This is a genomic window from Mucilaginibacter aquariorum (assembly GCF_024498135.1).
In the GTDB taxonomy this organism is placed as follows: domain Bacteria; phylum Bacteroidota; class Bacteroidia; order Sphingobacteriales; family Sphingobacteriaceae; genus Mucilaginibacter; species Mucilaginibacter aquariorum.
The window spans coordinates 445,673-470,057 of sequence record NZ_JANHOH010000002.1; the positions used below are offsets into that span (position 1 = coordinate 445,673).

General features: G+C 41.5%; 25 protein-coding genes. 17 read left to right on the top strand and 8 right to left on the bottom strand.

The features are described 5' to 3' along the window. Positions 1-9 precede the first annotated feature (9 nt). Positions 10-297, bottom strand: a complete 288-nt coding sequence (locus tag NPE20_RS13050) for a circadian clock KaiB family protein (protein ID WP_256539103.1) — start codon at positions 295-297, stop codon at positions 10-12. Then, on the bottom strand, positions 297-2,048 hold the full coding sequence (gene kaiC, locus NPE20_RS13055) for a circadian clock protein KaiC (protein WP_256539104.1): 1,752 nt from the start codon (positions 2,046-2,048) through the stop codon (positions 297-299). Before kaiC ends, NPE20_RS13050 begins: the two co-directional genes overlap by 1 nt. Before the next feature lie 400 nt (positions 2,049-2,448). Between kaiC and NPE20_RS13060 the strand changes: the two genes are divergently transcribed. Together NPE20_RS13060 and NPE20_RS13065 are read left to right on the top strand one after the other, a co-directional pair. Further along, a complete protein-coding gene (locus NPE20_RS13060; RefSeq protein WP_256539105.1) occupies positions 2,449-5,079 on the top strand; it encodes a PAS domain-containing sensor histidine kinase in 2,631 nt (876 codons plus the stop codon). Positions 5,080-5,138: 59 nt separating this feature from the next. After that, entirely contained in the window at positions 5,139-5,504 is a 366-nt protein-coding gene (locus tag NPE20_RS13065) for a response regulator transcription factor (protein ID WP_256539106.1), read from the top strand. Between the two features lie 3 nt (positions 5,505-5,507). On the opposite strand, the gene NPE20_RS13070 is transcribed toward NPE20_RS13065, so the two are convergent. Together NPE20_RS13070 and NPE20_RS13075 are read right to left on the bottom strand one after the other, a co-directional pair. Continuing rightward, complete coding sequence (locus tag NPE20_RS13070; RefSeq protein WP_256539107.1) at positions 5,508-5,972, bottom strand: DUF983 domain-containing protein; 465 nt, start codon at positions 5,970-5,972, stop codon at positions 5,508-5,510. Continuing rightward, the gene (locus tag NPE20_RS13075; RefSeq protein WP_256539108.1) at positions 5,969-6,844 is read right to left on the bottom strand and encodes a helix-turn-helix domain-containing protein; all 876 of its coding nucleotides are present in this window, start codon (positions 6,842-6,844) and stop codon (positions 5,969-5,971) included. Before NPE20_RS13075 ends, NPE20_RS13070 begins: the two co-directional genes overlap by 4 nt. Positions 6,845-7,078: 234 nt before the next feature. On the opposite strand from NPE20_RS13075, the gene NPE20_RS13080 reads away from it, so the two are divergent. Both NPE20_RS13080 and NPE20_RS13085 read left to right on the top strand, forming a co-directional pair. Continuing rightward, on the top strand, positions 7,079-7,711 hold the full coding sequence (locus NPE20_RS13080; protein ID WP_256539109.1) for an HAD family hydrolase: 633 nt from the start codon (positions 7,079-7,081) through the stop codon (positions 7,709-7,711). A gap of 37 nt (positions 7,712-7,748) precedes the next feature. Then, positions 7,749-8,138 carry a hypothetical protein gene (locus tag NPE20_RS13085; protein ID WP_256539110.1) on the top strand — a complete coding sequence of 130 codons (390 nt, stop codon included), beginning with the start codon at positions 7,749-7,751 and terminating at the stop codon, positions 8,136-8,138. A gap of 295 nt (positions 8,139-8,433) precedes the next feature. Here NPE20_RS13085 and NPE20_RS13090 read toward each other — a convergent pair whose 3' ends face one another. The 3 genes from NPE20_RS13090 to NPE20_RS13100 all read right to left on the bottom strand — a co-directional run bounded on the left by NPE20_RS13090 (position 8,434) and on the right by NPE20_RS13100 (position 10,168). Continuing rightward, entirely contained in the window at positions 8,434-8,754 is a 321-nt protein-coding gene (locus NPE20_RS13090) for a hypothetical protein (RefSeq protein ID WP_256539111.1), read from the bottom strand. Then, the gene (locus tag NPE20_RS13095; RefSeq protein ID WP_256539112.1) at positions 8,754-9,230 is read right to left on the bottom strand and encodes a ferritin-like domain-containing protein; all 477 of its coding nucleotides are present in this window, start codon (positions 9,228-9,230) and stop codon (positions 8,754-8,756) included. The genes NPE20_RS13090 and NPE20_RS13095 overlap by 1 nt, the downstream gene beginning before the upstream one ends. 161 nt (positions 9,231-9,391) lie before the next feature. Next, entirely contained in the window at positions 9,392-10,168 is a 777-nt protein-coding gene (locus tag NPE20_RS13100) for a DNA-formamidopyrimidine glycosylase family protein (protein ID WP_256539113.1), read from the bottom strand. A gap of 128 nt (positions 10,169-10,296) precedes the next feature. On the opposite strand from NPE20_RS13100, the gene NPE20_RS13105 reads away from it, so the two are divergent. The 4 genes from NPE20_RS13105 (at position 10,297) to NPE20_RS13120 (ending at position 12,872) form a co-directional block, all read left to right on the top strand. After that, positions 10,297-11,355 carry a type III polyketide synthase gene (locus NPE20_RS13105; RefSeq protein ID WP_256539114.1) on the top strand — a complete coding sequence of 353 codons (1,059 nt, stop codon included), beginning with the start codon at positions 10,297-10,299 and terminating at the stop codon, positions 11,353-11,355. Between the two features lie 4 nt (positions 11,356-11,359). Next, positions 11,360-11,851 (top strand): isoprenylcysteine carboxyl methyltransferase family protein, encoded by a 492-nt coding sequence (locus NPE20_RS13110; protein WP_256539115.1) that lies wholly within the window; start codon positions 11,360-11,362, stop codon positions 11,849-11,851. A gap of 44 nt (positions 11,852-11,895) precedes the next feature. Next, entirely contained in the window at positions 11,896-12,357 is a 462-nt protein-coding gene (locus NPE20_RS13115) for a DinB family protein (RefSeq protein WP_256539116.1), read from the top strand. 77 nt (positions 12,358-12,434) lie between these two features. Beyond that, the gene (locus NPE20_RS13120; protein WP_256539117.1) at positions 12,435-12,872 is read left to right on the top strand and encodes a hypothetical protein; all 438 of its coding nucleotides are present in this window, start codon (positions 12,435-12,437) and stop codon (positions 12,870-12,872) included. A gap of 73 nt (positions 12,873-12,945) precedes the next feature. Here the strand turns inward: NPE20_RS13120 and NPE20_RS13125 are convergent, their stop codons facing one another. After that, the gene (locus NPE20_RS13125) at positions 12,946-15,963 is read right to left on the bottom strand and encodes a glycosyltransferase family 117 protein (protein WP_256539118.1); all 3,018 of its coding nucleotides are present in this window, start codon (positions 15,961-15,963) and stop codon (positions 12,946-12,948) included. Between the two features lie 174 nt (positions 15,964-16,137). Here NPE20_RS13125 and NPE20_RS13130 point away from each other — a divergent pair, with 174 nt between their 5' ends. The 9 genes from NPE20_RS13130 to argH all read left to right on the top strand — a co-directional run bounded on the left by NPE20_RS13130 (position 16,138) and on the right by argH (position 24,384). Continuing rightward, positions 16,138-17,790: a capsule assembly Wzi family protein gene (locus NPE20_RS13130; protein ID WP_256539119.1), complete on the top strand. Its 1,653-nt coding sequence runs from the start codon at positions 16,138-16,140 to the stop codon at positions 17,788-17,790. Positions 17,791-17,993: 203 nt separating this feature from the next. After that, the gene (locus NPE20_RS13135; RefSeq protein WP_256539120.1) at positions 17,994-19,244 is read left to right on the top strand and encodes a DUF2130 domain-containing protein; all 1,251 of its coding nucleotides are present in this window, start codon (positions 17,994-17,996) and stop codon (positions 19,242-19,244) included. A gap of 134 nt (positions 19,245-19,378) precedes the next feature. Beyond that, on the top strand, positions 19,379-20,032 hold the full coding sequence (locus tag NPE20_RS13140) for a response regulator transcription factor (RefSeq protein ID WP_256539121.1): 654 nt from the start codon (positions 19,379-19,381) through the stop codon (positions 20,030-20,032). 132 nt (positions 20,033-20,164) lie between these two features. After that, positions 20,165-20,455 carry a hypothetical protein gene (locus NPE20_RS13145; protein ID WP_256539122.1) on the top strand — a complete coding sequence of 97 codons (291 nt, stop codon included), beginning with the start codon at positions 20,165-20,167 and terminating at the stop codon, positions 20,453-20,455. After that, positions 20,455-20,841 carry a response regulator gene (locus NPE20_RS13150; protein ID WP_256539123.1) on the top strand — a complete coding sequence of 129 codons (387 nt, stop codon included), beginning with the start codon at positions 20,455-20,457 and terminating at the stop codon, positions 20,839-20,841. The genes NPE20_RS13145 and NPE20_RS13150 overlap by 1 nt, the downstream gene beginning before the upstream one ends. Positions 20,842-20,928: 87 nt before the next feature. Continuing rightward, the gene (locus tag NPE20_RS13155) at positions 20,929-21,279 is read left to right on the top strand and encodes a single-stranded DNA-binding protein (protein WP_256539124.1); all 351 of its coding nucleotides are present in this window, start codon (positions 20,929-20,931) and stop codon (positions 21,277-21,279) included. A gap of 265 nt (positions 21,280-21,544) precedes the next feature. Then, the gene (locus NPE20_RS13160; protein ID WP_256539125.1) at positions 21,545-22,609 is read left to right on the top strand and encodes a M20 family metallo-hydrolase; all 1,065 of its coding nucleotides are present in this window, start codon (positions 21,545-21,547) and stop codon (positions 22,607-22,609) included. A 36-nt stretch (positions 22,610-22,645) separates the two neighbouring features. Further along, entirely contained in the window at positions 22,646-22,996 is a 351-nt protein-coding gene (locus NPE20_RS13165; RefSeq protein WP_256539126.1) for a four helix bundle protein, read from the top strand. A gap of 53 nt (positions 22,997-23,049) precedes the next feature. After that, a complete protein-coding gene (argH, locus tag NPE20_RS13170; protein WP_256539127.1) occupies positions 23,050-24,384 on the top strand; it encodes an argininosuccinate lyase in 1,335 nt (444 codons plus the stop codon). Position 24,385 lies beyond the last annotated feature (1 nt).

Sequence of the window (24,385 nt, forward strand, 5' to 3'; positions counted from 1 at the left end):
TTTATACAATTAAGCGGGGCGAATGTTTAAGCCAACCAATACCTTTTCCTCGTTAGATAAGTCCCCAATTATCTTACGGATAGGTTCGGGCACTTTTCTTACCAGCGTTGGTATAGCCAGTATCTGGTCACCCTCAGCCAATTGTGGTTTTTCTAATAGATCAATTATCTCAATACGGTACTGGCCTTTTAAATGTTCTTCGCAGTATTTTTTAAGGTTGCTTAACGCGGTAACAGATTTTGGTGTTTTACCTGCTACATATAGCCTCAGCTCCCATTTTTTATCAATTCTTACCATTATTTTTTACGGGATGTTTTGGGTTTTTGTACATTTTCTTCCGTTTCGCCCTTTCTTATCCTGATCACTTCCTCACGGTTTTTTCGTAGTATTTCTTTTTTAAGTTCTTCTTCCAGATATACCTTGTTCAATTCTTCCTCTACCGATTCAAACTCGGTATGCAGGCTGGCTATTTTAGCCTCGAGCACTTTGCGTTTGCGAACGATCTCCCTGTCTTTACGGGTAACTGCATTACTGCGTATAGCTTCGCCGGTTTGTTCCAGCAGCATTTGCTGTTCGCGGGCCGATCCTGTAAGGATACCTTCGGGGCCTAAGTAAACATCTACTAATTGAAGCCCTTTGCCGGTTATTATAAATTCACGCACCTGGTTAGAATGTTTCATTCCGCGCGATTTCATAACGTACAAACCACGATTACGTTCACCGTTAAATTCAATATCGCGTACCAGTATCCAGGCATCTACCAATGATGATACACCCTCATCGGTTTGTTCATTTATAATAGTGTTTAATGATAAAGCCGTGAACATCACAGAGATTTGCTCTTCCTGCAAAAAATCTATCATACGCACCAGCATATTTTTCACCTCACTTACCGATCCTATATTAATAAAATTGGTTATCGGGTCAATAACAACCACACTTGGCCGATATTTTTTGATACACTTATGCATGGCTACCAGGTGCATTTCTAACCCGTACAGGTTTGGCCTCGACGCGTTAAAATAAAGCAAGCCACTATCAACATGTTTTTGCAGATCAATACCTATTGAACGGATATTTCGAATGATCTGGTTTGGTGATTCTTCCATGGCAAAGTAAACGCACTTTTCTTTGCGGTTACAGACTTCGTTGGCAAAAGATGCCGCCAAACTTGTTTTACCCGTACCGGCGGTGCCTGATACCAACACGCTGCCACCACGGTATAAACCCTTGCCACCCAGCATATCATCTAAAGCAGGTACACCCGTTGATATACGCTCTGTAGAAACTTTATTAGCCATTTTTAGCGAAGTAACCGGTAGTACAGATATGCCATCCTCATCTATCAGGAACGGATACTCATTTGTACCATGCACGCTACCACGATATTTAATTACGCGTAGCCTGCGGGTGGTTATCTGGTTAACCACGCGGTTATCAAGCAATATCACACAGTCAGATACATATTCTTCAAGGCCCTGGCGGGTCAATGAGCCTTCGCCACGCTCGCCTGTAATAATAGCCGTTACGCCTTTTTGCTTTAACCAAGAGAATAGCCTGCGTAGTTCGGTTCGCAAAACCGCCTGGTTGTTTAAACCGGAGAAAAGATTTTCTAATGTATCAAGCACCACACGCTTGGCACCAATGCTGTCAATAGCATATCCCAAACGTATAAATAATCCTTCCAGGTCATATTCTCCCGTTTCCTCTATCTCACTGCGGTCAATATGTACATGGTCTATTCTTATTTTCTTTTCGGCTTGTAACTTTTTTAGGTCAAAGCCCAGTGAAGCCACATTCATGGCCAGCTCATCAGATTTTTCTTCAAAAGCTACAAAAACGCCGGCTTCGTTATACTGTACAGCGCCGCGTACAATAAATTCAATAGACATAAGCGTTTTGCCGGATCCGGCTTCGCCGCATATCAGAGATGGCCTACCATATGGAAGCCCACCACCTGTAATTTCATCAAGCCCTGTAATTCCTGTTAAAGCCTTTGGTAATGTACCGTATTGTACAGGCTCTTTCTGTTTTTGAGACTTACTCATGCAATCTTATCGTTTTCAATGTTTCATAAAAGTATAAATAGTGCCCTAACAAGCAAGCGTATTGCTTGAGAGAAAGGCTTATTTATTCAATTACGTTGTAAAGTATCTTACAAATTATTTCGAGTTAACTACATGGAATTATAATTGTTTGGATTATGATATTTAATTTACGTTTTGCCAATAAACAATAACCTTGAAATAAATTAATTAACATTTATTTAAATACGGCAGGAGGGATATCTGCAACAATAAGAGCCTGAAAATTACCCGTTGCAAATGTTGATGTAACAGATTAGCTATAATCAAACAGAAGAATTAATATTGCATCATATTATCTGCAAGCCGCTCCCTCCCTGATTAATTTATTGCTGTATATTTATATTGTTTTTCTACTATAGACATGGAAAGCTACATCTATCAAAATGCTTTGCAAAACGAAAACTTATTTAAGACCATTATAGACGAGTCGCCTTCACCGGTTGGCTTATATGTTGGTCCTGATATTGTTATTACATTAGTAAATAATGCCATATTAAAGGTATGGGATAAGGATGTATCAATACTTGGTAAAACCTTTCGGCAGGCATTGCCCGAGTTAGAGGGCCAACCCTTTTTTGATATTTTAGACGAAGTATACGCAACAGGCGTAGCCTATGAAGCATACGGCGAACGGGTTAACCTATTAGTGAATGGGCAACTGCAACCTTTTTATTTCAATTTTACTTATAAGCCACTTAAAAATGATACCGGAGAAGTTTGGGGCATACTAAACACTGCTGATGACGTTACCGAATTGGTGCTTACCCGTCAAAAGCTGGCCGAAAATGAGGAACGGATACGTTTCGCACTGGATTCGGCACAATTAGGTACTTGGGATATGAACCCTGCCAACGAAGTTGTTACCTGGGATGAGCGTTGTAATCGCTTGCATGGTTTTGCAAAAGATGAGTCAATGACTTATAAAGATGTGTTAAAGAACATCCACCCAAATGACCGGGAGATGGTAGAAGCAAAGGTTAAACAAGCCCTTAACCCCACCGGGAGTGGGATTTACGATTGCGAGTTTAGAACAATAGGTTCGGTTGATAAGCAGCTAAGGTGGCTGCGCAGCAGGGGTAAGGCATACTTTGATGATAGTGGGAAATGTATACGCTTTGCGGGTACGTCTCTTGATATTACCGCCGGTATCCGTGACAAGGAAGAGAAGCGGAAACTAATAACCCTGATAGATAATATATATGATTTTATTAGCCTTTCGGATATTGATGGTAAGGTTACTTATATAAATACGGTTGGCCGGAAAATGATTGGGTTAGATGATGTTGAAGAACTGCCAAATGACCTGGAATTTATTATGCCCGACGAAATAAGCAAGTTGAAAATTGTAAATAAATCGCTTGAAAAATCGGGGCAATGGTCTGGTCAGCTTCTATACCGACATCATAAAACCGGTGATGCTATCCCTGTTTACATAACGTCTATGTATACATATGACCCCAGCGGCAAACCACAGGGTAAAGCAACCATTGCCCGTGACTTACGCAGTGAAATTGCTGGTAGGCAAGCCTTAATTGATAGCGAGCATTTATTGCAAAATATAACCAGCGCTTCGCCAACAGCGCTTTGGATGTCTAACGACGAAGGTGTTATAATTTATGTCAACAAAACGTGGACAGATTGGACCGGTCAAACCAACGAACAAATAGTTGGTGCAGGTTGGCTGGAAGCCATAGTGCCCGAGGATAGGGGCCGGGCAGCCGAAAGGTTTTTACATGACTTGAAATTGCAGCAGCCCTACGAGGTTGATTTTAGGATCCGCCGCAAAACCGGTGAAATACGCTGGTGCATTGCAACTGGCAACCCGCAGTATAATAGTGAAGGACGTTTTATGGGTTATGTTGGCTCTTGTACAGATGTTACCGAAAAAACTAAAACCGATATTGAACTGCAACAAAAGAATAATGAGCTGAATGATCAGATAAGGCAGTTTGAATTTGTAACCGATTTTATGCCGGTACAATTATGGACGGCCAAAACAACAGGCGAACTTGATTATGTAAATAAGCAAACCCTTAATTTCTTTGGTTTACCTAAGGAAGATATAATAGGCGAAAAGTGGCTGGATTATATACATGCCGAAGATCAGCCGGGATATATGGTTGCCTGGACAGAGGCACTACAGTCTGGTAATATTTATCAGTATGAGTTTAGGCTACGCGATAAGAATGGTAATTATAAATGGCACCTTGCCCGCGCCTTACCTTTTAAAAACGATGATGAAATTGTAAGATGGTTTGGCACCAATACAGATATTGACGAGCAAAAACAGATGCAACGCCAAAAAGATGACTTTTTGGGTATTGCCAGCCATGAATTAAAAACACCGGTAACCAGCATAAAAGCTTATGCGCAGGTGCTTGGCGCCATGTTAAGCCGTGAGGGCGAAGAGAAAAAAGCCGCAATGGTAATGAAAATGGATGCGCAGCTAAACCGCCTCACCAATTTAATTGGCGACTTGTTAGACGTAACCAAAATAAACTCGGGCAGGATATTATTTAATAAGGTTTGGTTTGATTTAAACCAGGCTGTACAAGAAACTATACAGGATTTACAAGCTACTACACACAAGCACATCCTGGTAATGGATTTTAAAGATACGGGCAAAATATATTCTGATAAAGAGCGGATAGGGCAGGTAATAACCAACCTGGTAACAAACGCTATCAAATACTCCCCGCATTCTAACCGCATTATCATCAGTACGATGCGGGAAGGCAACATGGTTACAGTATGTGTGGAAGATTTTGGTATCGGCATCCCCGATGATAAAAAGGAAAAAGTGTTTGAGCAATTTTATAGGGTAAGTGGCAGCAAACAGCATACTTTCCCCGGTTTGGGGCTGGGATTATACATCTCGAACGAGATAATACGGCGCGAGGGCGGTAAAATGTGGGTAAACAGTACAGAAGGAAAAGGGTCTACTTTTTGCTTTTCGTTACCGGTGGCTGATGAAATAGCAACAGACGTTTAATAATTATTTAATAATAAGTTAAACCTGCCCGTCGTTCTGCACTCAAACTATACAATACCATGATCCAAAGACCGAAGAAAATAATGATAGCCGATGATGATCCCGGTATAGTGGATGCTGTAGAAATGCTGCTCGAATTTGAAGGCTACACAGTAACCACTACCGTTGACGGATCTACCGTATTGGATATGAAGGATGAACTGCCCGACCTGCTTTTGCTTGATATATGGATGAGCGGCGAAGATGGCCGCGATATTTGCCGTAAGCTAAAATCTACAACCATCACTAAAAATATCCCTGTAATAATGGTATCTGCAAGCCGCGATATCGAAGAATCGGCAATGGAGGCCGGTGCTGACGACTTCCTTGCCAAGCCATTTGAAATGGATGTGCTTTTGAAAAAGATTAAAAAGTTAACCCACTAATCGTTAATTAAGTTTCACCTCCCCTTCAGATGGTTTTGGGGCCTGGTTAACCTTGCTCTTATCCTCTGCGCGCCACGGTTCGTAACTTAAACCTGGTGTAAGCCAGTACAGCAAAGCCACCCGTGAATAACGATAATTAAATGGCGATAGTAAAAATACCACACCCATTAATACAGCCACATACAACCATGGCGAGTTTGAGCCTGTTAAGATGTGTGTACCTACAGCAAATGTTACCATTTCGGCTACGTTAAAGGCATAGCTTACAAACATGGCCACATACCAGTATCCCGGTTCGCGTTCGTAATGCAGGCCGCAATGCGAGCAGCGTTCATGCATTTTTTGTCCGCCAAAACTATAAGTAGGGGTAGAATAAATATCCCCACGACGGCAACGCGGGCATTTAGCTTTTATAAAAGCTTCTAAAACGGGTACGTAACCCTGTGGGTTTTTATTATCTGGTGTCATTGTGCTATTGGATTTTTCCGGAAATCTTCTGGGGTTATCCCGGTATATTTTTTAAAGAATTTTGTAAAGTAAGAGTTATCGGCAAAGTTAAGTTTGCCGGCAATTTCGGTAATATTTAAATCAAGGTTTACCAGCAAGCGCTTTGCTTCCAGTATAACACGGTTGCGTATCACCTCACCTGCAGATATCCCCAGCATATCGTTACATAAAGCATTTAAATGGTTTGGGGTTATATATAGCAGGGCGGCGTAATCCTTTGGTAACTTTAAATTTGTGAAATTCTTATCTGTTAACTTTCTGAAGCTTTGCAGCAGTGTGTAGTTATAAGTTGGTACAGTGGTTTGGCTGCTTTGTTCACTTTGCCTCGCCACTAAAATAAATAATTGCAGCATAAGGGTACGTATCATGTCCATTCCCATGCGGCCGGGCTCGTGGCTTTCCTTTATCAGTTGTTCAAACAGATCGGTAACTTGTTGCCGAACATCCACAGTTAGGTCAATCACCTCATCATCTACGTTGCCGGTAAAAAAAGGCATGCCTTCTAAATAATCCGGCCTCAGTAAAAACGATTGAAAGAACTCGCCCGAAAAATTGATGATATAACCGTCAACCGGGCCTTCAAAATTCCAGCGGTGCACTTGCCCCGGTGTCATAAAATATATTTGGTAAGGCTTAACCCCGAAGCTTTTAAAATCGATGGAATGATTGCCAGCGCCCTCGGTAAAAAATACCACATGGTAAAAGGTATGCTTATGCGGCAGGCTAAGGTTTTGGTGTTTTTGTAGATAAGGTGCAAAACGGCTAATGAGCAGGTCGTTGTGCTGATGATCGGCCAGGGAACAAATGTCATAAACCGGAAATGCCTTTTTCATACACCAAAGGTACTCAACAATTACCCATCGCAATGGTGTTGAATGTTGATGTTGTGGTACTTTTTACTTATCGTTGTTTTTAAACCACAGAGATCACCAAGTGAAAAACCACAGAGAGCACAAAGTGATTAGCCCTCGGTACCCTCGTGGTTAAAATACTTTGACTTCAAAGAGGATTCGCAGGAATATCTCTATGTTCTTTGTGGTTAAAAAACTAAAGTTTAATTTCACCCCATGCAAAAACCCGATAGTCTTATTTTTGATATGGATGGCACCCTGTGGGATGCTGTTGACACCTACGCACACTCATGGAATGTTGTTTTTACCGATCTGGGGATAGATAAAACCATTACGCGCGATGTTTTGGCCGGTATGGTTGGTATGGAAGGTAAAAAGGTTATCGAGATTTTAATGCCCGAGTTTGAGCACGATAAACGTGTTGAAATTTATGGCCTGGTTAATGGCAGGCGAAACAACCTGATAAAAGAAAAAGGTGGTGTTTTGTACGATGGCGTAAAAGATGGCCTGAAATTATTGGCAGAGAAATACCCGCTATTTATACTCAGTAACTGCGCTAAAGGCATTATACGGCAGTTTATTGATTGGGCAGGCATTGATGACCTGATAAAAGATGAGCTGGCACACGGCGTTAATTTTATGCCCAAAAATCATAACATAAAACTGTTAATAGATAAGCACGGCCTTAAAAACCCGGTTTATGTGGGCGATACCGCAGGTGATGGCGAGCAAAGCCGCTTAGCAGGCATACCTTTTGTATTTGTAAGTTATGGCTTTGGCGAAACCGAAGATTATGATTTGAAATTTGATGATTTCAATTCGCTGGTGAACTATTTTGTAAACTTATAAGCTGAATACCTTAGTTTTACGTATAAATTTTAACATTATGAAAGGACGCGTTTTAACAATTATATTTTTGGTACTGGCCGTTGTAATTGTAGGGGTGGTTTACTACCGCTATTATTTTGTTTTTGGCGAAGGTACAAAGGCCGGCACTATGAACTATTTTGTTAAAAAAGGCTATATGTTTAAAACCTACGAAGGCCGGTTGATACAAAGCGGGATCCGCAGCCAAACGCAGGGCAATATTTCATCAAACGAATTTATGTTTTCGGTAACCGACCCCAAGGTGGCCGATAAACTTAACCATAGTGCTGGCGCGATGCTGGAGCTGCATTACAAAGAATACCTGCACACGTTGCCATGGCGTGGGGTAAGTAATTTTGTAGTCGATAGCGTTATGTCGGTTACGCCGGTATCGCCTACGGCACCGTAATTATTGTAAGCATCTATAGCTGATACATGGCTTTATTATCCATGACATTTGATAGCAAATTGCCTGAAGTGTTCACGTTCACAGCCGTGAACGCCATCGTGAACGCATAAATAATTGTTAATAAGATGTTTAAAAAATAGGCGACTGACAAAATAACGTCACCATTAATTCCAAAATAAGCACAAGTAAAATGGACTATAATATAGTCTGTCACGCTGCACAGCTCTTTAAAAATATATCATTGCACCTTCAAAGCCTTTAGGAATTTTAAAACTCAGGATGACAGAAAGGGAAATTAAAACAACTTATCTGCCTTACCCGAGTTTGGTGTAAGTATCTTGCTCAGGTTATATTGCCTTTCTGGTTCGTAATCGCCTTTTATCAGGCCTTTGTTAAATAAACCTTCTAATACTTCGCGTGTTTGCTGCTGATGGGTAGCTTTATCGGTTTGCGGTTCAAACTCGTCCATTTTTGCGGCAACTTCGGGTGCGGTGGCATATTCCAGCTGGGCTAAGGCGTATACTACATTATCCTGTAACGAAGCGCCTGCATCGTACTTATGTGGTACGTGCAGGGGCTTGTAATTTTTTAAAAAATCTTGATCGGGGCTGTCCATTATGCTTCTTGTTTGGAAGAGTCGCGCAGCGCTTTAATAGCATCGTGCGCTATTTTTAATCCGTTCATGTGGTTATTAAGCAAGCTTACCACTTTCTCATCTTCCCAAATCAGTTCCTTGTCATCTAACGCTTTGCGGTAAGCACTTTTGGCAATATCCTCACCGCGTTCACAGTCGGATAGTACCGAATGGCTGTCATTTTTAGTAAAGGCTGATTTTACATCCATCCAGGCATGATAAAACTTACCCGAAAGGGTGGTGCCATCCGTAGGTGAACCTCCAAGTAGGTGAATATAATCGTTTAGTTCGTTAACATAAGCCTTGCTTTGATCTATATAACCCTCAAAAACAGTTTTCAAAGCCCGGTCTTCAGTGCTTTCAACCGCTTTTTTGTAGCCTGCCATGCGGTCATTATTTATCTTGATCAGATCGTTCAATGCATCGATCTGGTGTTGCACATGCTGTAAAGTTCCCATAGTAGTTTAGTATTTGTTTGTACTAAACATAGCGCTGAAGTTAAATGTTTTAAGTTTATAGAAAATAAAGGAAAGCCTCATCTAAATCCTCTCCAAAGGAGAGGACTTTGAAATTTTTAGAACCCTCTCCTTTGGAGAGGGTAGGGTGAGGCTTCATATATTTAACTATACAACTCCTGCTCCTTGGTATAATAGGTCTTCCGCGAACCTTCTTTAACCAGTATTTCGGCACCTTTAGGGCTGGTCTTTTTCTTGGCGTTATGGATCAGCATAAAATCGCGCACTTCACCGGCAATAATATCGGGGTTTGATTTGATGATCTGCTTTTCGGCGTCTTTCAAAACAGAGTAGATTGATCTTACCAGGTCTTTCACTTTATCGCCGGGTATCTTATTACTTGCCGAAAAGGGCGATATCCCTGCGTCCCAAAGTATCTCATCGGCATAGGCGTTGCCAATACCACGAATTATTTTCTGATCAAGCAAAACGGTTTTAACATTGGTTTTTGTTTTGCCCAGCTTTTGTTTCAGGTAATCCAAACCGGCATCTGGTGATAGCGCATCCGGAGCATCTTTTGCCCCGGGATTTAGGGTAGGGGTGGCTATCCCCTGAAAGTCAGTAAGCACCAGGCCGGTATCATCTGTAAATATCAATTCTATAATAGGGTATTTGTTATCGTTTTTCCCTTCAAATAAAAACAACTTACCATGCAGCATTAAATGCAGGCCAAGCACATCGCCCTTACTAAATTTAAAGAACAGCTCCTTGCCATCGCGGTAAACTGAAGATAGTTTCTGGCCGTGCAGGGTGTTTTGCAGCTCTGTATGGGTTACGTTTAGTTTTGGCGCTTTGTGCACATTAATTTCTTTAACCGTTTTACCGGCTAACTTTTTATCAAGGTTGCGGCTAAAGACTTGCAGGTCGGGTAATTCTGGCATAGTGCTTGGTTTTATTTATTTACGAAATTAAGCTTGATGATAGATAAAACAATACTCTTTATTAAAAGTTGTCAACCAAAGCCAACTTTCTAACGTATTGTTTATAGGCTTCATTAAAATAATTATCAATGCCATTTATAGCATCAGTTTCTAAAATAGATCTTCCGGACAAGGTTGACCAGCAAACCGTAAAGGAACAGGCCAGGGCCATGTTCTCTGTAGATTTTCCGCAGGTTGACAGGTTGATACAGGCTTTTGATAATACAGGCATAGTAACCCGTAATTTTGTTAAGCCACTAAACTACTATGCCCAAACTACCACCTTTAAGCAACGCAACGACGAGTATATTAAACTGGCCCTGCAATACTCGGTTGAGGCCGCAGAGGCGGTTATAGAAAAGGCGGGTATCAGCAAGGAAGATATTACCGATATTATATTTCTTTCGACTACCGGGCTGGCAACACCCAGTATAGATGCGCTTATCATCAATCAAATGCAGCTAAACCCGCACGTTAATCGTACACCTGTTTGGGGGTTAGGCTGTGCAGGTGGGGTATCTGGCATGGCTAAGGCTAATATAGCGGCAAAGGCTAACCCGGATGCGGTAGTGTTGTTAATAGCGGTAGAGCTTTGCTCGCTCACACTTATAAAAAACGATTACAGTAAGAGTAATTTTATTGGGTCGAGTTTATTCTCGGATGGGGTAGCAGCTTGTATTGTTAAGGGCGATAGCCACTTGCAACCCAAACCACAAATAACCTTTAAGGCAACCAGCAGTAAATTGTATTATGATTCGCTTGAGGTGATGGGCTGGGATTTTAGCGAGGATGGCTTTAAAGTGGTTTTCTCTAAAGATATACCTACGTTTATACACCAAAACATTAGCAAGGATATTGAGGATTTTTTGGCGAAGCATGATCTGCAACTTAGCGATATCAAAAACTTCATCTTTCATCCCGGGGGGAAGAAGGTGTTGGATGCGTATGCCGATGCTTTACAAATTGAAGGTGATTTTTTGAAGAATACCCGTGAGGTTATGAACGATAACGGTAATATGAGCAGTGTTACGGTTTTATATGTGCTGGAAAAATTTGTAGCCAACGGTTTTGACGATGGGTATGGGTTAATGCTGGCCATGGGCCCGGGCTTCAGCAGCGAAATGGTATTACTTGATATGAAAAACTAAGCCGATGATATTCACCATATTTATCCTGTTCCTTATATTTCAGCGCCTGGCCGAGCTTTATGTATCGTCAAAAAACGAAAAATGGCTGCTTAAAAATGGCGCGGTAGAATATGGTAAAGAGCATTACCCCTTTATGGTAGCCATGCATACGCTTTTTATTATATCCGTCATAGCCGAATACATTTGGCGGGATGATACGGTGGTTAACTACGCGCTTATCATATTGTTTTTTGTGCTGATAGTTATCAAGGCAATTGTGATATCAACCCTGGGCCATTACTGGAATACTAAAATTTACAAAGTACCCGGCACGCGCCCGGTTGCTACAGGGATTTATAAGTATATAAAGCATCCTAATTACATTATTGTTATCTGCGAGATAGCCATAATCCCTTTGGCATTTGGGTTGTACTATACTGCTGTGGTGTTTACCTTATTGAATGCCATAATGCTTACCGTGCGCATTAAAAAAGAGAACGAAGTTTTGGCGATGTAATAATTTGCCCGATTTACATTAGCTTAGTTCTGTAAATCAACTTTATGCCCAACCATTACCAGGCCCTGTTTGCCAATTCTTTCGATACCTTTAAAGTATTTGATAACCTTACTTTAAGCGAAATAAGCAACACGCCTACAAATTCTCCCAAAACTATCTGGCAGATATTAAACCACTTAATTACGTGGCAAAACTATCAGCTCACACAGCTAAAAAATATCCAACAGCATATTGAGCTGGATGAAGAAGCAACCTGGATAGATGACCAAAATCCGTCAGATCAGCAAGGGTTGAATAGTGCCCTTGTTATCTTTAAAAATCAGCAGCAGCAATTAGCAGATGAAATATCAGCATTTGATAACAATGACCTCTACATCAATCAAAAGCTTAAAATAGTTCAGGATCTTTCGGTGCATTTATCCTTCCATGTAGGCGAGGTTATTTTGATGCGCCGTATGGCCGGCACCTATCCTTTGCCACACCAAATGAAAGAGTTTTTAAATTAACTACAAGGCAAAATAATCGATATGTTTGTAACAAAACAGCCCCACAACTATCCAAAACAAACAAACTAAGAAACATAATGAAACTAAAACTATTAACAGCAGTGGCTGCAACCGTTGCATTATCTGCCTTTACAATTGTATCAACTTCAGAAAAAGACCTGGTTGGTGCATGGAAAATTGATGATTCGCGTGTTAACAGCATTGTGAAAAAAGTTATTGATAAAGCGGTAGAGGCTAACCCGGATGCGGAAGACCAAATCACGGCACAAAAAGAGGCTATTGCAACTATGGTACAAGGCCTTAGGCTTACCATAAATGCAGACCATACCTACAAAAATGTTAGTCCGCAAGGTACAAAAGGTGGTAAATGGGCTTTAACAAATAGTGGCCACACGCTGGAGTTTACTAAAGAGGATGGCAGTGTTCGTAAAGACAGCATCCTTGAATCATCTGCAACCCGCTTAAAGTTAATTAACCGCGACCTTGCCGATACCATACTTTACGTTCACCCATAACCGCAACCTCTATTCATAAAAAAGCCCTGCTGATACTATCGGCAGGGCTTTGTGCTTTAAAAGCGATAGTTAATTACTGCTGACCCAATATCGGCGCGAATTTGGTTTCGTAGGCCTTCAACTGTGCTTGCAACTTATTGCTAAGCGCTGTTTGGTGGGCGGTTTTTGTGTACTCCGTCATTCCGTTTAACACCTGCAGGCTTATCTGTACATCGCGTTGGTTTACACGGTCCGGGTTGTCCTGCAGCAAGTGATAATTGTAGTCCAGCTGGTCAATTAAAAACTCATCAATGTTGTTAATGAATTTATTGCCAAGTGTACTATCATTTAATTGATAAGCCATTTGGGCCATAAACATCCGGCGGGCGGCAATATCAATGTATGGATAAATATAAGGCAGTTCGTTATCACATTTATGCAACACTTTAAGGGCCAGATCCTGATGGCCTTCCTGTACAAGGTTTTGTGCCAGATCTAAAAACGTGGTCATTAACACCGGGTAAAACATAGTGGTAGACTCATGATCAAGGTATTTGGCGGTTTTAAATCTGCCATACTTAAACTTGTTCATCATGTTGTCGTACATTACCAGGCTATTGGTTTTGCTTAGCTGATCGTGGTTGGCTGTATCCGGCTTTAAAGGTAATAAGCGATAAGTAAAGCCCTCTTTATACAGGTATGGCTGTAAACCAATAAGGTTGCTGTTACCAATAGTTGTAGTGAAGCAAATAGGTCTTTTCCAGTTATTATGGGCAAGGATATCCAGCAGGGCAAGGTTATCTTTAGTTATATAGTTTGACGTGTATGTCCACTCTATAGCAGGGGCCAGCTTGTCTTTTTGCTCGGGTGTTATCACCTTGTTCTTCATCACATCATCCGGGTTAACGGTTAGCTTGAAGTGTTTGGTTGGTAAATAATTAACACTTTCGCCGCCCTGGTTTTGGCCCTGGGTGTTTTTATCATCCGATGTAATAAAATCAAATACTTCCTTTAACTCAACAGACCCTGTAATTTTGGCATCGTTAAAGTAAATGATATCCCTTATGCCGTCCTTGTATTTATCATAAGGCATAGTGATAGGCAAAGGCTCAGACTGGTTCATTTTCTTTTGCATCTGGCGTATGTACCAGTCGCCGCTAAACAGGCTCAGGTTAACAATGCGCACATCCGGGCGTATACCTTCTACTTCCTGATCGTACCATAACGAGTAGGTATCGTTATCACCGTAGGTAAATAAAATAGCGTTTGGCGGGCAGGATATCAGGTAATTGTAAGCCATATCATGTGGCGTCATTTTGGTAGAGCGGTCATGTCCAGGCCATTCTTTAAATGCCATTAACACCGGGGCAGCTAACAAACAAACACCGGTAGCGATGTATGCCGATGTGCGGGCGTTCAGTTTTCTGCTGATACCATCGGCAATGGCAATAACGGCCAGTCCTATCCAAATAGCAAAGGCATAAAATGACCCCACGTAGGAATAATCCCGCTCTCGTGGCTGCACCGATGGCTGGTTTACGTATAATACAATAGCTATACCGGTAAAAAACCAAAGCAGGGCTATGATAAGGGCATCTTTCTTTTTACGTTCAAACTGGTAAACCATACCAATCACCCCTAAAATAAATGGCAGGGCGTAAAGCGGGGTATAAGTAGGGCTGTCTACTACAGATTTTGGCAAATGCCTGCCCCCGTCAAGTATCCCGCTGGTCCAGTTGCCATCAATGCTTTCGGTGCTTTGCTGGCCATCCTGGTCGTTATAGCGGCCTACAAAGTTCCACAGAAAATAGCGGAAATACATTTGATAGATTTGCCAGCTGGCCATCCATTTAATGTTATCCGCAAAGGTTGGTGCCTGTCCTTCGGGAATCTGCAGCCAGCCACGATAAAAACCAACATCACTGCCATCGGTACTATACATACGCGGCAAAAAGGTGGTATGGCTATACTCATAGTTGGCCCTTTTTCCAGCAATTTCGTATTTGTCTTTTCCCTTGCGATATATCGTGCTGCCATCGGTTTGGCCGGTTATCTGCGCATCAAAATATGGGCCGGTAAGCAGTGGGTTTTCACCATATTGGATCCGGTTTAAATAGCCATACAGAGTGAAGGCGTTATCGGGGTGTGAGTTATTCAGGTTGGTATTTGCCGATGCCCTGATAGGGATATAGGCGAACGAACCATATCCAAAATAGATGAATGCGATACACAAGAATGCCAGGTTAAGCGTTGGCTTGTTTTTGCGGATACTGTAAATTATACCGGCAACAATGCAGGCTATTAGCAGTATAAAAAAGAAGAATGCGCCCGAGCCAAAACCCAGGCCAAGGGTATTCACAAAAAACAGATCGAAAAACGCGGCGAACTTTATAGTGTAGCCCCTTATGCCGTACTGCACAAAACCCAGTATAGCTATACTTACCAAAAAGGCAATAAGCGCACTTTTTGTAGTCACTTTTTTATACCTGCGGAAGTAATATACCAACGCGATAGCCGGTATAGTTAATAAGTTAAGCAGGTGGATACCTATTGAAAGGCCCATAACATAGGCTATGAAAATTATCCATTTATCGGCGCCGGGCTCATCTGCATGGGCATCCCATTTTAATATGGCCCAAAATACTACGGCAATACAAAGCTGAGATAAGGCGAACACGATGGTTTCGACAGCCGAGAACCAAAAGGTATCGGTATAGGTGAACGCCAGCGCGCCAACCAAACCTGCACCCATTATAACGGTGGTTTGTGCGTCGCCAAAAGTTTTTTCGCGGTTAGCAAGCAGCTTTTTTGCCATGGCGGTTATCGTCCAAAACAAAAACATAACCGATGCGCCACTTGCAATGGCCGAACCCATATTAGTGAAATACGGTACCTTGGTATTATCGCCCAGTGATAGCAGCGAAAACACCTTGCCCAACATAGCAAACAAAGGGTAGCCGGGCTGATGTGATACCTGCAACCTGTATGCGCACGAAATAAATTCGCCACAATCCCAAAAACTTACTGATGGCTCTAATGTTAAGATGTAGGTTGCTGAAGCTATAACAAAGCAAAGCCAGCCAAAAAGGTTGTTAATTTTATTGTATTGCATCCTGTATGGGTATAATTAAGCGGGGCAAATATCAGTATTTTTTGTAGCTTGATATTACAATAATAAGGCAGTATTAACAAATTTAACAGAAATTAACTGTTTACCATGGCGATGATACTTTAATTAGCGCCTTAAATTTTAATGTTACAATAAATAACACTTATTTTGTTGTGTATGCAAAAAAACTATACTAAGCTGGCAGGTAAATCAATCTTGCTGTTGTGCGCCATCATGTTATCGGCTACGATAAGTAAAGCGCAATCTGTTTATTTGCCCCAATCGTATCAGCTTTATCAAAAATTTAATGCCGATATATACTCCAAAAGCAGCCGGATGCATACATCGCTGCGCCCGTTTCTTATAGATAGTACATTAAATGCAAGGTATGATCAGTTAATGAACCTTGGGGTTGATACCAACCGCAAAAACTGGTTTTTACGCAAGATATTTAACGAGCATTTAATAGATATAAAAACCAAAGATTATACCTTTTACGGCGATATACTTTTAGAAAATACCTTTGGCCACGATTTTAAGGACAAATCAAACGAACCCATAAACTTTAAGCCAATTGGTTTTGGCCCAAATGCCAGGATAGGTTTAAATACACGCGGTTTCCAATTTGGCGGTACGGTAGGCACAAAATTCTCTTTTTATACCAGCGGTTTTGAGAATCAGGCATCGTTCCCCGATTATTACACCGATTATGTTAAACAGATCCGATTCATTCCCGGCCAGGCGTATGACAGGTCGCCTTCTAAAAGCTATCGCGACTATTCTTACGCAACAGCAATATTATCATACACACCAATAAAACAATTGAACATTACCTTAGGGCAGGATAAAACCTTTATTGGCGATGGTTACCGCTCAATATTATTGTCAGATAATGCCGCACCTGCACCTTTATTAAGGTTAACCGCCAATGTTGGCAGGGTGCAATACATGATGATGTGGACTTACATGCAGGATATTAACCTGCCCAAGTTTGACAGCTTTGGCGGCAATCGCCGTAAATGGGGCCTGTTCCACTACCTGGACTGGAACGTAAGCAACAGCCTTTCGTTAGGGTTCTTTAACGCTTATATAGTTCCCGAGGCCGATGATCAGGGTAACCGCCGTGGCTTTGATATTAACTTTATTAACCCCGTACTGTTTGCAAGCGGTTTAGGCTCGTCATCGCAACCGGGCAATGCTTTGATTGGCTTTACAGGCAAGTACAAAATATTTGATAAAACCGCGCTTTACGGGCAGCTATTGTTAGATCGCTTTAAGGCAGATAACTTTTTCAAGAGCGACAATACCGATAATACAGGTGGTTTACAGTTAGGTATCCGCGGGGCGGATATATTTGGTGTGAAGAACCTGAATTACCTGTTTGAATACAATACCGTTAAACCATATACCTACTCGGATGAGCAGGCTATAAGCGCCTACACGCTTTACAGCCAGCCATTGGGCAACCCGCTGGGAGCGAATTTCAGAGAGTTTATAGGGATAGTAAATTATTCTGCTGGCAGGTTTGATTTTCAGGGCCAGCTAAACTATGCCAAATACGGCTTGGATGCTACCGGACAAAACAATGGTAAGGATGTTACCAAACCCTTTGTACCAACGTTAAATTCGACAAAGGTAGGGCAGGGCATAAGCACCAATCTTTACTACGCCGAAGGCACAGTCTCATTTATGGTTAACCCCAAATACAACCTCCGTTTTGAGCTTGGCGGTATTTACCGGAGAGAATCTAACGCGATAGATACAAAAAATGCCGCTATTATCTCTTTCGGACTAAGAAGCAGCTTCCGGAACTTGTATCACGATTTTTAAGCTAATATGGTGGTGATTTAACCACAGAGGAAACAGAGGTTTTCACAGAGAGGGTAGAGCTTTCCGGTCTTTTAATAATATTCTTATCTATTATTTTTTAGATATTCCTCTGTGGGCTTTGTGCTTTTCACTTTGTGATCTCTGTGGTTAAAATTCTAAAACCAAACAAAAATCCCCCTATCTTTGATATTCTATTTTAAATTATGGCTACAGAAGTTAAGTGCCCAAGCTGCGGACATGGTTTCCCTATTGAGGAGGTTATGGCCGAGGAATATAAACAGCAGCTAAGGCTGAAAATGCAGGATTATACCCGCCAAAAAGAAGAAGAGTTCCAGAAGAAGGAAGCTGATTTTGTTAACCGCGAAAAACAACAACAGGAAGCCTTTGAACAGCGCCTTGCCGGAGAAAAGAAAGCTTTACAGCTAACCCTGGAAGAAAACCTGCGTAAATCAATCGCATCCGATTTTGAGAACCAGTTGCTGATGCTGCAAAACTCGGTAAATGCAAGCGCCGAAAAACTAAAGGAATCGCGACAGAAAGAACTGGAGTTTTTACAGCGCGAGCAATCTCTCAAACAAAAAGAAGAAGAGATGGAAATTGCCCTGCAACGCAAATTGCAGGAACAACGCGCCGAACTAAGTGAGCAGATCCGCAAACAGGAAACCGAAAAATACAGCATAAAAGATACCGAGCACCAGCTAAAGGTGAAGGAGATGGAGAAACAACTTGAAGATCAAAAAAAACTGGTTGACGAGATGAAACGCCGTGCCGAGCAAGGATCAATGCAGTTACAGGGCGAGGCCCAGGAGCTGATACTGGAAGAACAGTTACGCAGTTATTTCCCGTTCGATGTGATCAGCGAAGTAGGTAAGGGTGTACGCGGGGCCGATTGCGTGCAAACCGTACGTAACCAATTTGGACAGGAGTGCGGGCGTATCATATATGAAAGTAAGCGTACTAAAGACTTTGGCGGCGACTGGATAGATAAACTTAAAAAGGATATGCGTGCCCAGGGCGTTGATGTTGCCGTTATTGTAACACAATGTTATCCTAAAGGTATGGACTGCTTTGGCGAAAAGGATGGCGTATGGATCTGTAGCTTTGATGAGTTAAAGGCAGTGTCCTACATCCTGCGCGATGGTGTTGTTAAACTGGCTAACATGGCCAAAGCCCAGGATAATAAAGGCGATAAAATGCATTTGCTGTATGATTACCTAACCAGCGGCGAATTTTCTGAACAATGGAAGGCCATTAGGGAGGGATATATGAGCATGCGTATATCTATCCAAAAAGAGCGCGACGCCATGGAGAAACTATGGAAAGCCCGCGAAAAGCAGCTGGAAAAGGTTTTATTGAACGCGGCCCACATTAAAGGCTCAATAGAAGGCATTGCCGGTACAGATGTTATACAACTAAGCCTGGGCGATGAGGACGAACCTTTACTGCTCGAATAAGAATTAATACTTTATAATTAATATTTATACGCATAATACCAATCTTTATATGTAGATTTACTCTTCTTTCCGCTCACCCAATACTACTTCCCGGTACTTATATCATCCCGCTAAGTTTTTTTAGTAATACTATAATGATTAAGATTATACTGGCCGAAGGTCATAATGTTGTGCGTAATGGTATCCGTTTGCTTTTAGATAAGGAAGCTGATATTGAAGTAATTGCCGAAGCTAACAATGCTAAAGAGGTACTGCAGTTACTTAGTGATGGCCTTAAGCCGGATATTATAATAACCGCCATTAATCTGCCCCATATAAATGGCATCGAACTTTTAACAAAAGTACGTTCAACATACCCCGAGATCAAGCTTGCCGTGCTTTCTATGGTGGAGGAAGAAAAATACATTATACAAGCTTTTAAAGCAGGCACTACGGGCTACATGCTAAAAAGTGTGAATGAGTTTGAATTGGTTTATGGGATAAGGCATATGTATTTGGTTAACGAAAGATACCTGTGTAACGAACTTGCCTTAAGGCTGCTTGATAAGCTATTACGCATGCCCGAAAATAAATTTGACGTGCACATAAAAGATATCGAAATATCAAAAAGGGAAGTAGAGATCTTGTCGCTCGTATCAGAAGGATTTACCAATCAGGAAATAGCAGATAAACTTTTTACCAGCAAACGTACTATTGAAGGGCACCGCCAGGACCTTATTGCAAAAACCGGAACACGCAACACTGCCGCTTTGATCAGGTATGCGGTTTTGAACAGTATCATAGAGTAATTACCATTGAGATGTAATTATGGTATTCAATTACTTTTTAATTAGAATACCGTATTTATTCCTGTAAATTAGGTACTTATACTTATTGATTGAGTTTTCTTTTCTTAGCTTTGTATTCTAATAGGGAGTCTTATGAAAGCTATCCTCACCCGTTCGGTTGTGAGATTTTTGATTTTACAGGGTTATAAGTACTGTTTATCAAAAACAACCAACATTCAACACACAGATGCATCTGTCTGCATCACTTTAACCCCCGTAAAATTTAAACCGGCAACCAGGTTTTTGCCCCAGGGCTACGATACCTATTTTAGTATTATGCGAGAGCCTCTGCAGCTTGCAGGAGGTGTTGATGATACTGAAGTTTTGGTAAATATTGACGATACCGAGCTCCAGAAATTTAAAGGCAGCATAAGTATCCTATAATGAGCGGTATTATAAAACGGTTACTAATTCTGGATAATGACGGGGACCTTCTCGAAATTATGGAGGAAGTTTTTGTGTATGAGGGTTATGAAGTTAAAGCGCTGCAAGGCACTGATGATATTTTTAATGATATAGCTGCCTATAAACCACATGTAATTATGCTCGATTACATTTTAGATGGTGTAAACGGCGGTGAAATATGCCATCAGGTAAAAAACAGCCCCCTTACCTGCTATTTACCAGTAATTATTGTATCGGCATACCCAAAGGTTATTAACTCTTTGGGTTACTACGGGTGCGACAAGTTTATACCAAAGCCATTTGATATATATGATCTGATAAATCAGGTTAATCAGCTGATTATTCCCGATAACAAACACGTATAAATTCATATTAAATACGTATAAATACTACTTTTAATTAAATTTATTAACCCAAAATTTGCAAGGCAATTACTATTCAATATAATTTTGATGCTAAGCAATTCGGGAATAAACAAAGTACTACTGTTAGGGCAAATTACAAATGATCCTTTTATTGACAGTTATGTTAACGACCAAAGGTATGTATCCGTTACATTGGTAACTAACGAGCAAATAAAAAGAGGTGACGATACCGTAGAGCATAACGAATATCATAAAATTAAGATCCCCGAAAAAATGGTATCTCAGGATAGATTGCAGCTACAAGCGGGCCAGGTTGTTTTTATAGAGGGTAAAATTCATACAAGCGCTGTAATTGATAATGATAACATTAAAAGATATAACCTGGAGGTGATAGTTAATAAATTAGAGGTATTAAATTTAGTTTCAGTAACTGCTTAATAATTAAATTGTAACTATCGAGAAATATTTATAGCTTTGAGTATAATATGCCGATTCTTAAAGAAAAATACTCCAAGCCGGGACAGCCCGGCTTATTTTTTTGCCCGTCATGCCGAATTTATTTCGGCACCCCACCAGAATAGCTTGCCGCCTTACTAATGAGATCCCGAAATAAATTCGGGGATGACATATAAGGTTCAATTGTTACCTTACACCAAAAGCATTACTTTTGCCGTTCACTATTTGGGAACATTACCCGCTATTTATGGCCGATATAACAGCATTATCGCAACTGGCTTTACAGCTGCTTCAGCAACTCATCTCTATACAATCTTTCAGTAAAGAAGAAGACCGCACCGCCGATCTTATAGATCAGGTTTTACAGCAGCACGGTGTTAAAACACATCGCAAGCTCAATAATATATGGGCATGGAACAAACACTTTGACGAGGGCAAGCCCACCGTACTATTAAACTCTCACCACGACACCGTTAAACCCAACAGCGGCTACACCCGCGACCCATATGACGCCAAAATAGAAGACGGCAAGCTGTATGGCCTGGGTAGTAATGATGCCGGCGGATGCCTGGTATCATTGATAGCCGTGTTCCTTTATTATCACGATCAGGAAAACTTGAAATACAACTTTTGCCTGGCTACTACCGCCGAAGAAGAAATTTCTGGCGTGAACGGATTGGAACTGATCATCCCTGACCTTGGTAAACTGGATTTTGGCATAGTTGGAGAACCTACCCTGATGGACCTTGCCATTGCCGAACGTGGACTGATGGTGCTGGATTGTGTTGCCCACGGCCGTGCAGGCCATGCCGCGCGCGAGGAAGGCGACAATGCCATTTACAAAGCCCTGGCCGATATTGAATGGTTCCGTAATTTTAAATTCCCGAAGGAATCGGAAGTGTTCGGGCCAATAAAAATGTCGGTTACTATTATTAATGCGGGTTCGCAGCATAATGTAGTGCCCGCAACCTGTACCTTTACGGTAGACGTTAGGGTGACCGATGCTTATCGTAACGAAGAGGTGCTGGAAATTATCCGCCAGCATGTAAGCTGTGATGTAACCCCGCGCAGTATCCGTTTAAAACCATCATCAATAGATAAAAAACACCCGTTTGTGCAGGCAGGTGTATCGCTTGGCCGAAACACATACGGTTCGCCCACAACGTCCGATCAATCCTTATTAGATATCTCCTCCATCAAAATTGGTCCCGGCGATTCCGCACGTTCCCACATGGCCGATGAGTTTATTTATGTCGATGAAATAGGCGAGGGGATTGATCTGTATATCCAGATGCTAAGCAAGATAATTTGATTTTAGATTTACGATATACGATTTTAGATTTGTTTTATGACTAAGCAAGAAATGCTATTAAGAACTAAACAGTACTCAATAGCAAATGCACGATTGGTATTGAGCATTCCTATCAATATTGTAAATAAAAATTATTGCGATCAGTTAAGCAGGAGCGCAAGTTCAACCGGCGCAAATTACCGGGCAGCCTGTCGGGCAAAATCTAAAGCCGATTTTATTAACAAATTAAAAATTGTAGAAGAAGAGCTTGATGAAAGTATGTTCTTTTTAGAACTTTTGGTGGAACTTAATCCTGAACTAAAAGAAAAAATTACACCAATATATAGAGAAGCCAATGAACTTCTTTCTATTATTGTATCTTCAATTAATACATCCCGTGGAAACTGATTGCGATAGAACTTTATTAAATCTAAAATCGTAAATCTAAAATCGTAAATCAAATGAGCAAGCTATGGCAAAAAACCACAAACGTTGATAAGCTGGTAGAAAACTTTACCGTTGGCCGCGACCGCGAGCTGGATAGGCAAATGGCCGCTTTTGATGTGCTGGGTTCACTTGCCCATACCACCATGCTGCAATCTATCGGCCTGATGGAAATGGAAGATCTTGTGCTGGTTCAGCAGGAGTTAAAGTCAATTTATGCTGATATCGAGAACAATAATTTCGAGATAGAAGCTGATGTAGAGGATGTGCACTCGCAGGTAGAAATGCTGCTTACCCGCCGCATTGGCGACGCCGGTAAAAAGATCCATAGCGGCCGTTCCCGTAACGACCAGGTGCTTGTAGACCTGAAACTTTTCTTCCGCCATCAGCTACAACAGGTAGTTATTGAAACTAACACCTTATTTCGCCAGCTAATAACGCTGAGCGAATTACATAAGAATGTGCTATTACCCGGTTATACACACCTGCAGGTAGCCATGCCATCGTCATTCGGGCTATGGTTTGGCGCTTATGCCGAAGGCTTGGTAGACGACCTTGAAATGGTTTTAGCCGCATGGAAGATCACGAATAAAAACCCCTTAGGTTCGGCCGCGGGGTATGGTTCGTCATTCCCGCTGAACAGGACAATGACAACCAATTTACTTGGTTTCGAAAGCCTTAATCATAACGTAGTTTATGCCCAAATGGGGAGGGGTAAAACAGAGCGTGTTATTGCACAAGCCCTATCATCTATAGCAGCCACGCTGGCTAAAATGGCTATGGACCAATGCCTGTACCTAAGCCAAAACTTCGCTTTTGTAAGCTACCCCGAAAACCTTACTACGGGCAGCAGTATAATGCCGCATAAAAAGAACCCGGATGTTTGGGAAATAATGCGTGGTAAATGTAACCGTCTGCAAGCCCTGCCGAATGATGTTGCCCTGATGACCACCAACCTGCCATCGGGTTATCACCGCGAATTGCAGTTATTGAAAGAGCTGCTGTTCCCGGCCTTTACCGATTTGATCGATTGCCTGCAAATGGCAACCTTCATGTTGCAAAACATCGCCGTAAACGAAAATATACTGGATGACCCCAAATATACCTACCTGTTCAGCGTAGAGGAAGTGAACAGATCGGTATTGAATGGTACACCTTTCCGCGATGCTTACAAGCAAATAGGTTTGGATATTGAACAGGGTAATTTTAATCCCGACAAAACGGTTAACCATACTCATGAAGGCAGTATAGGCAACCTGCAAAACCAGCAGATAGCCGAAGCAATGGATAAAGTGATAGGTAGTTTCGACTTTAAAAAGGTTGAGGATGCGATAAGCTGGCTGGTGAAGTAAA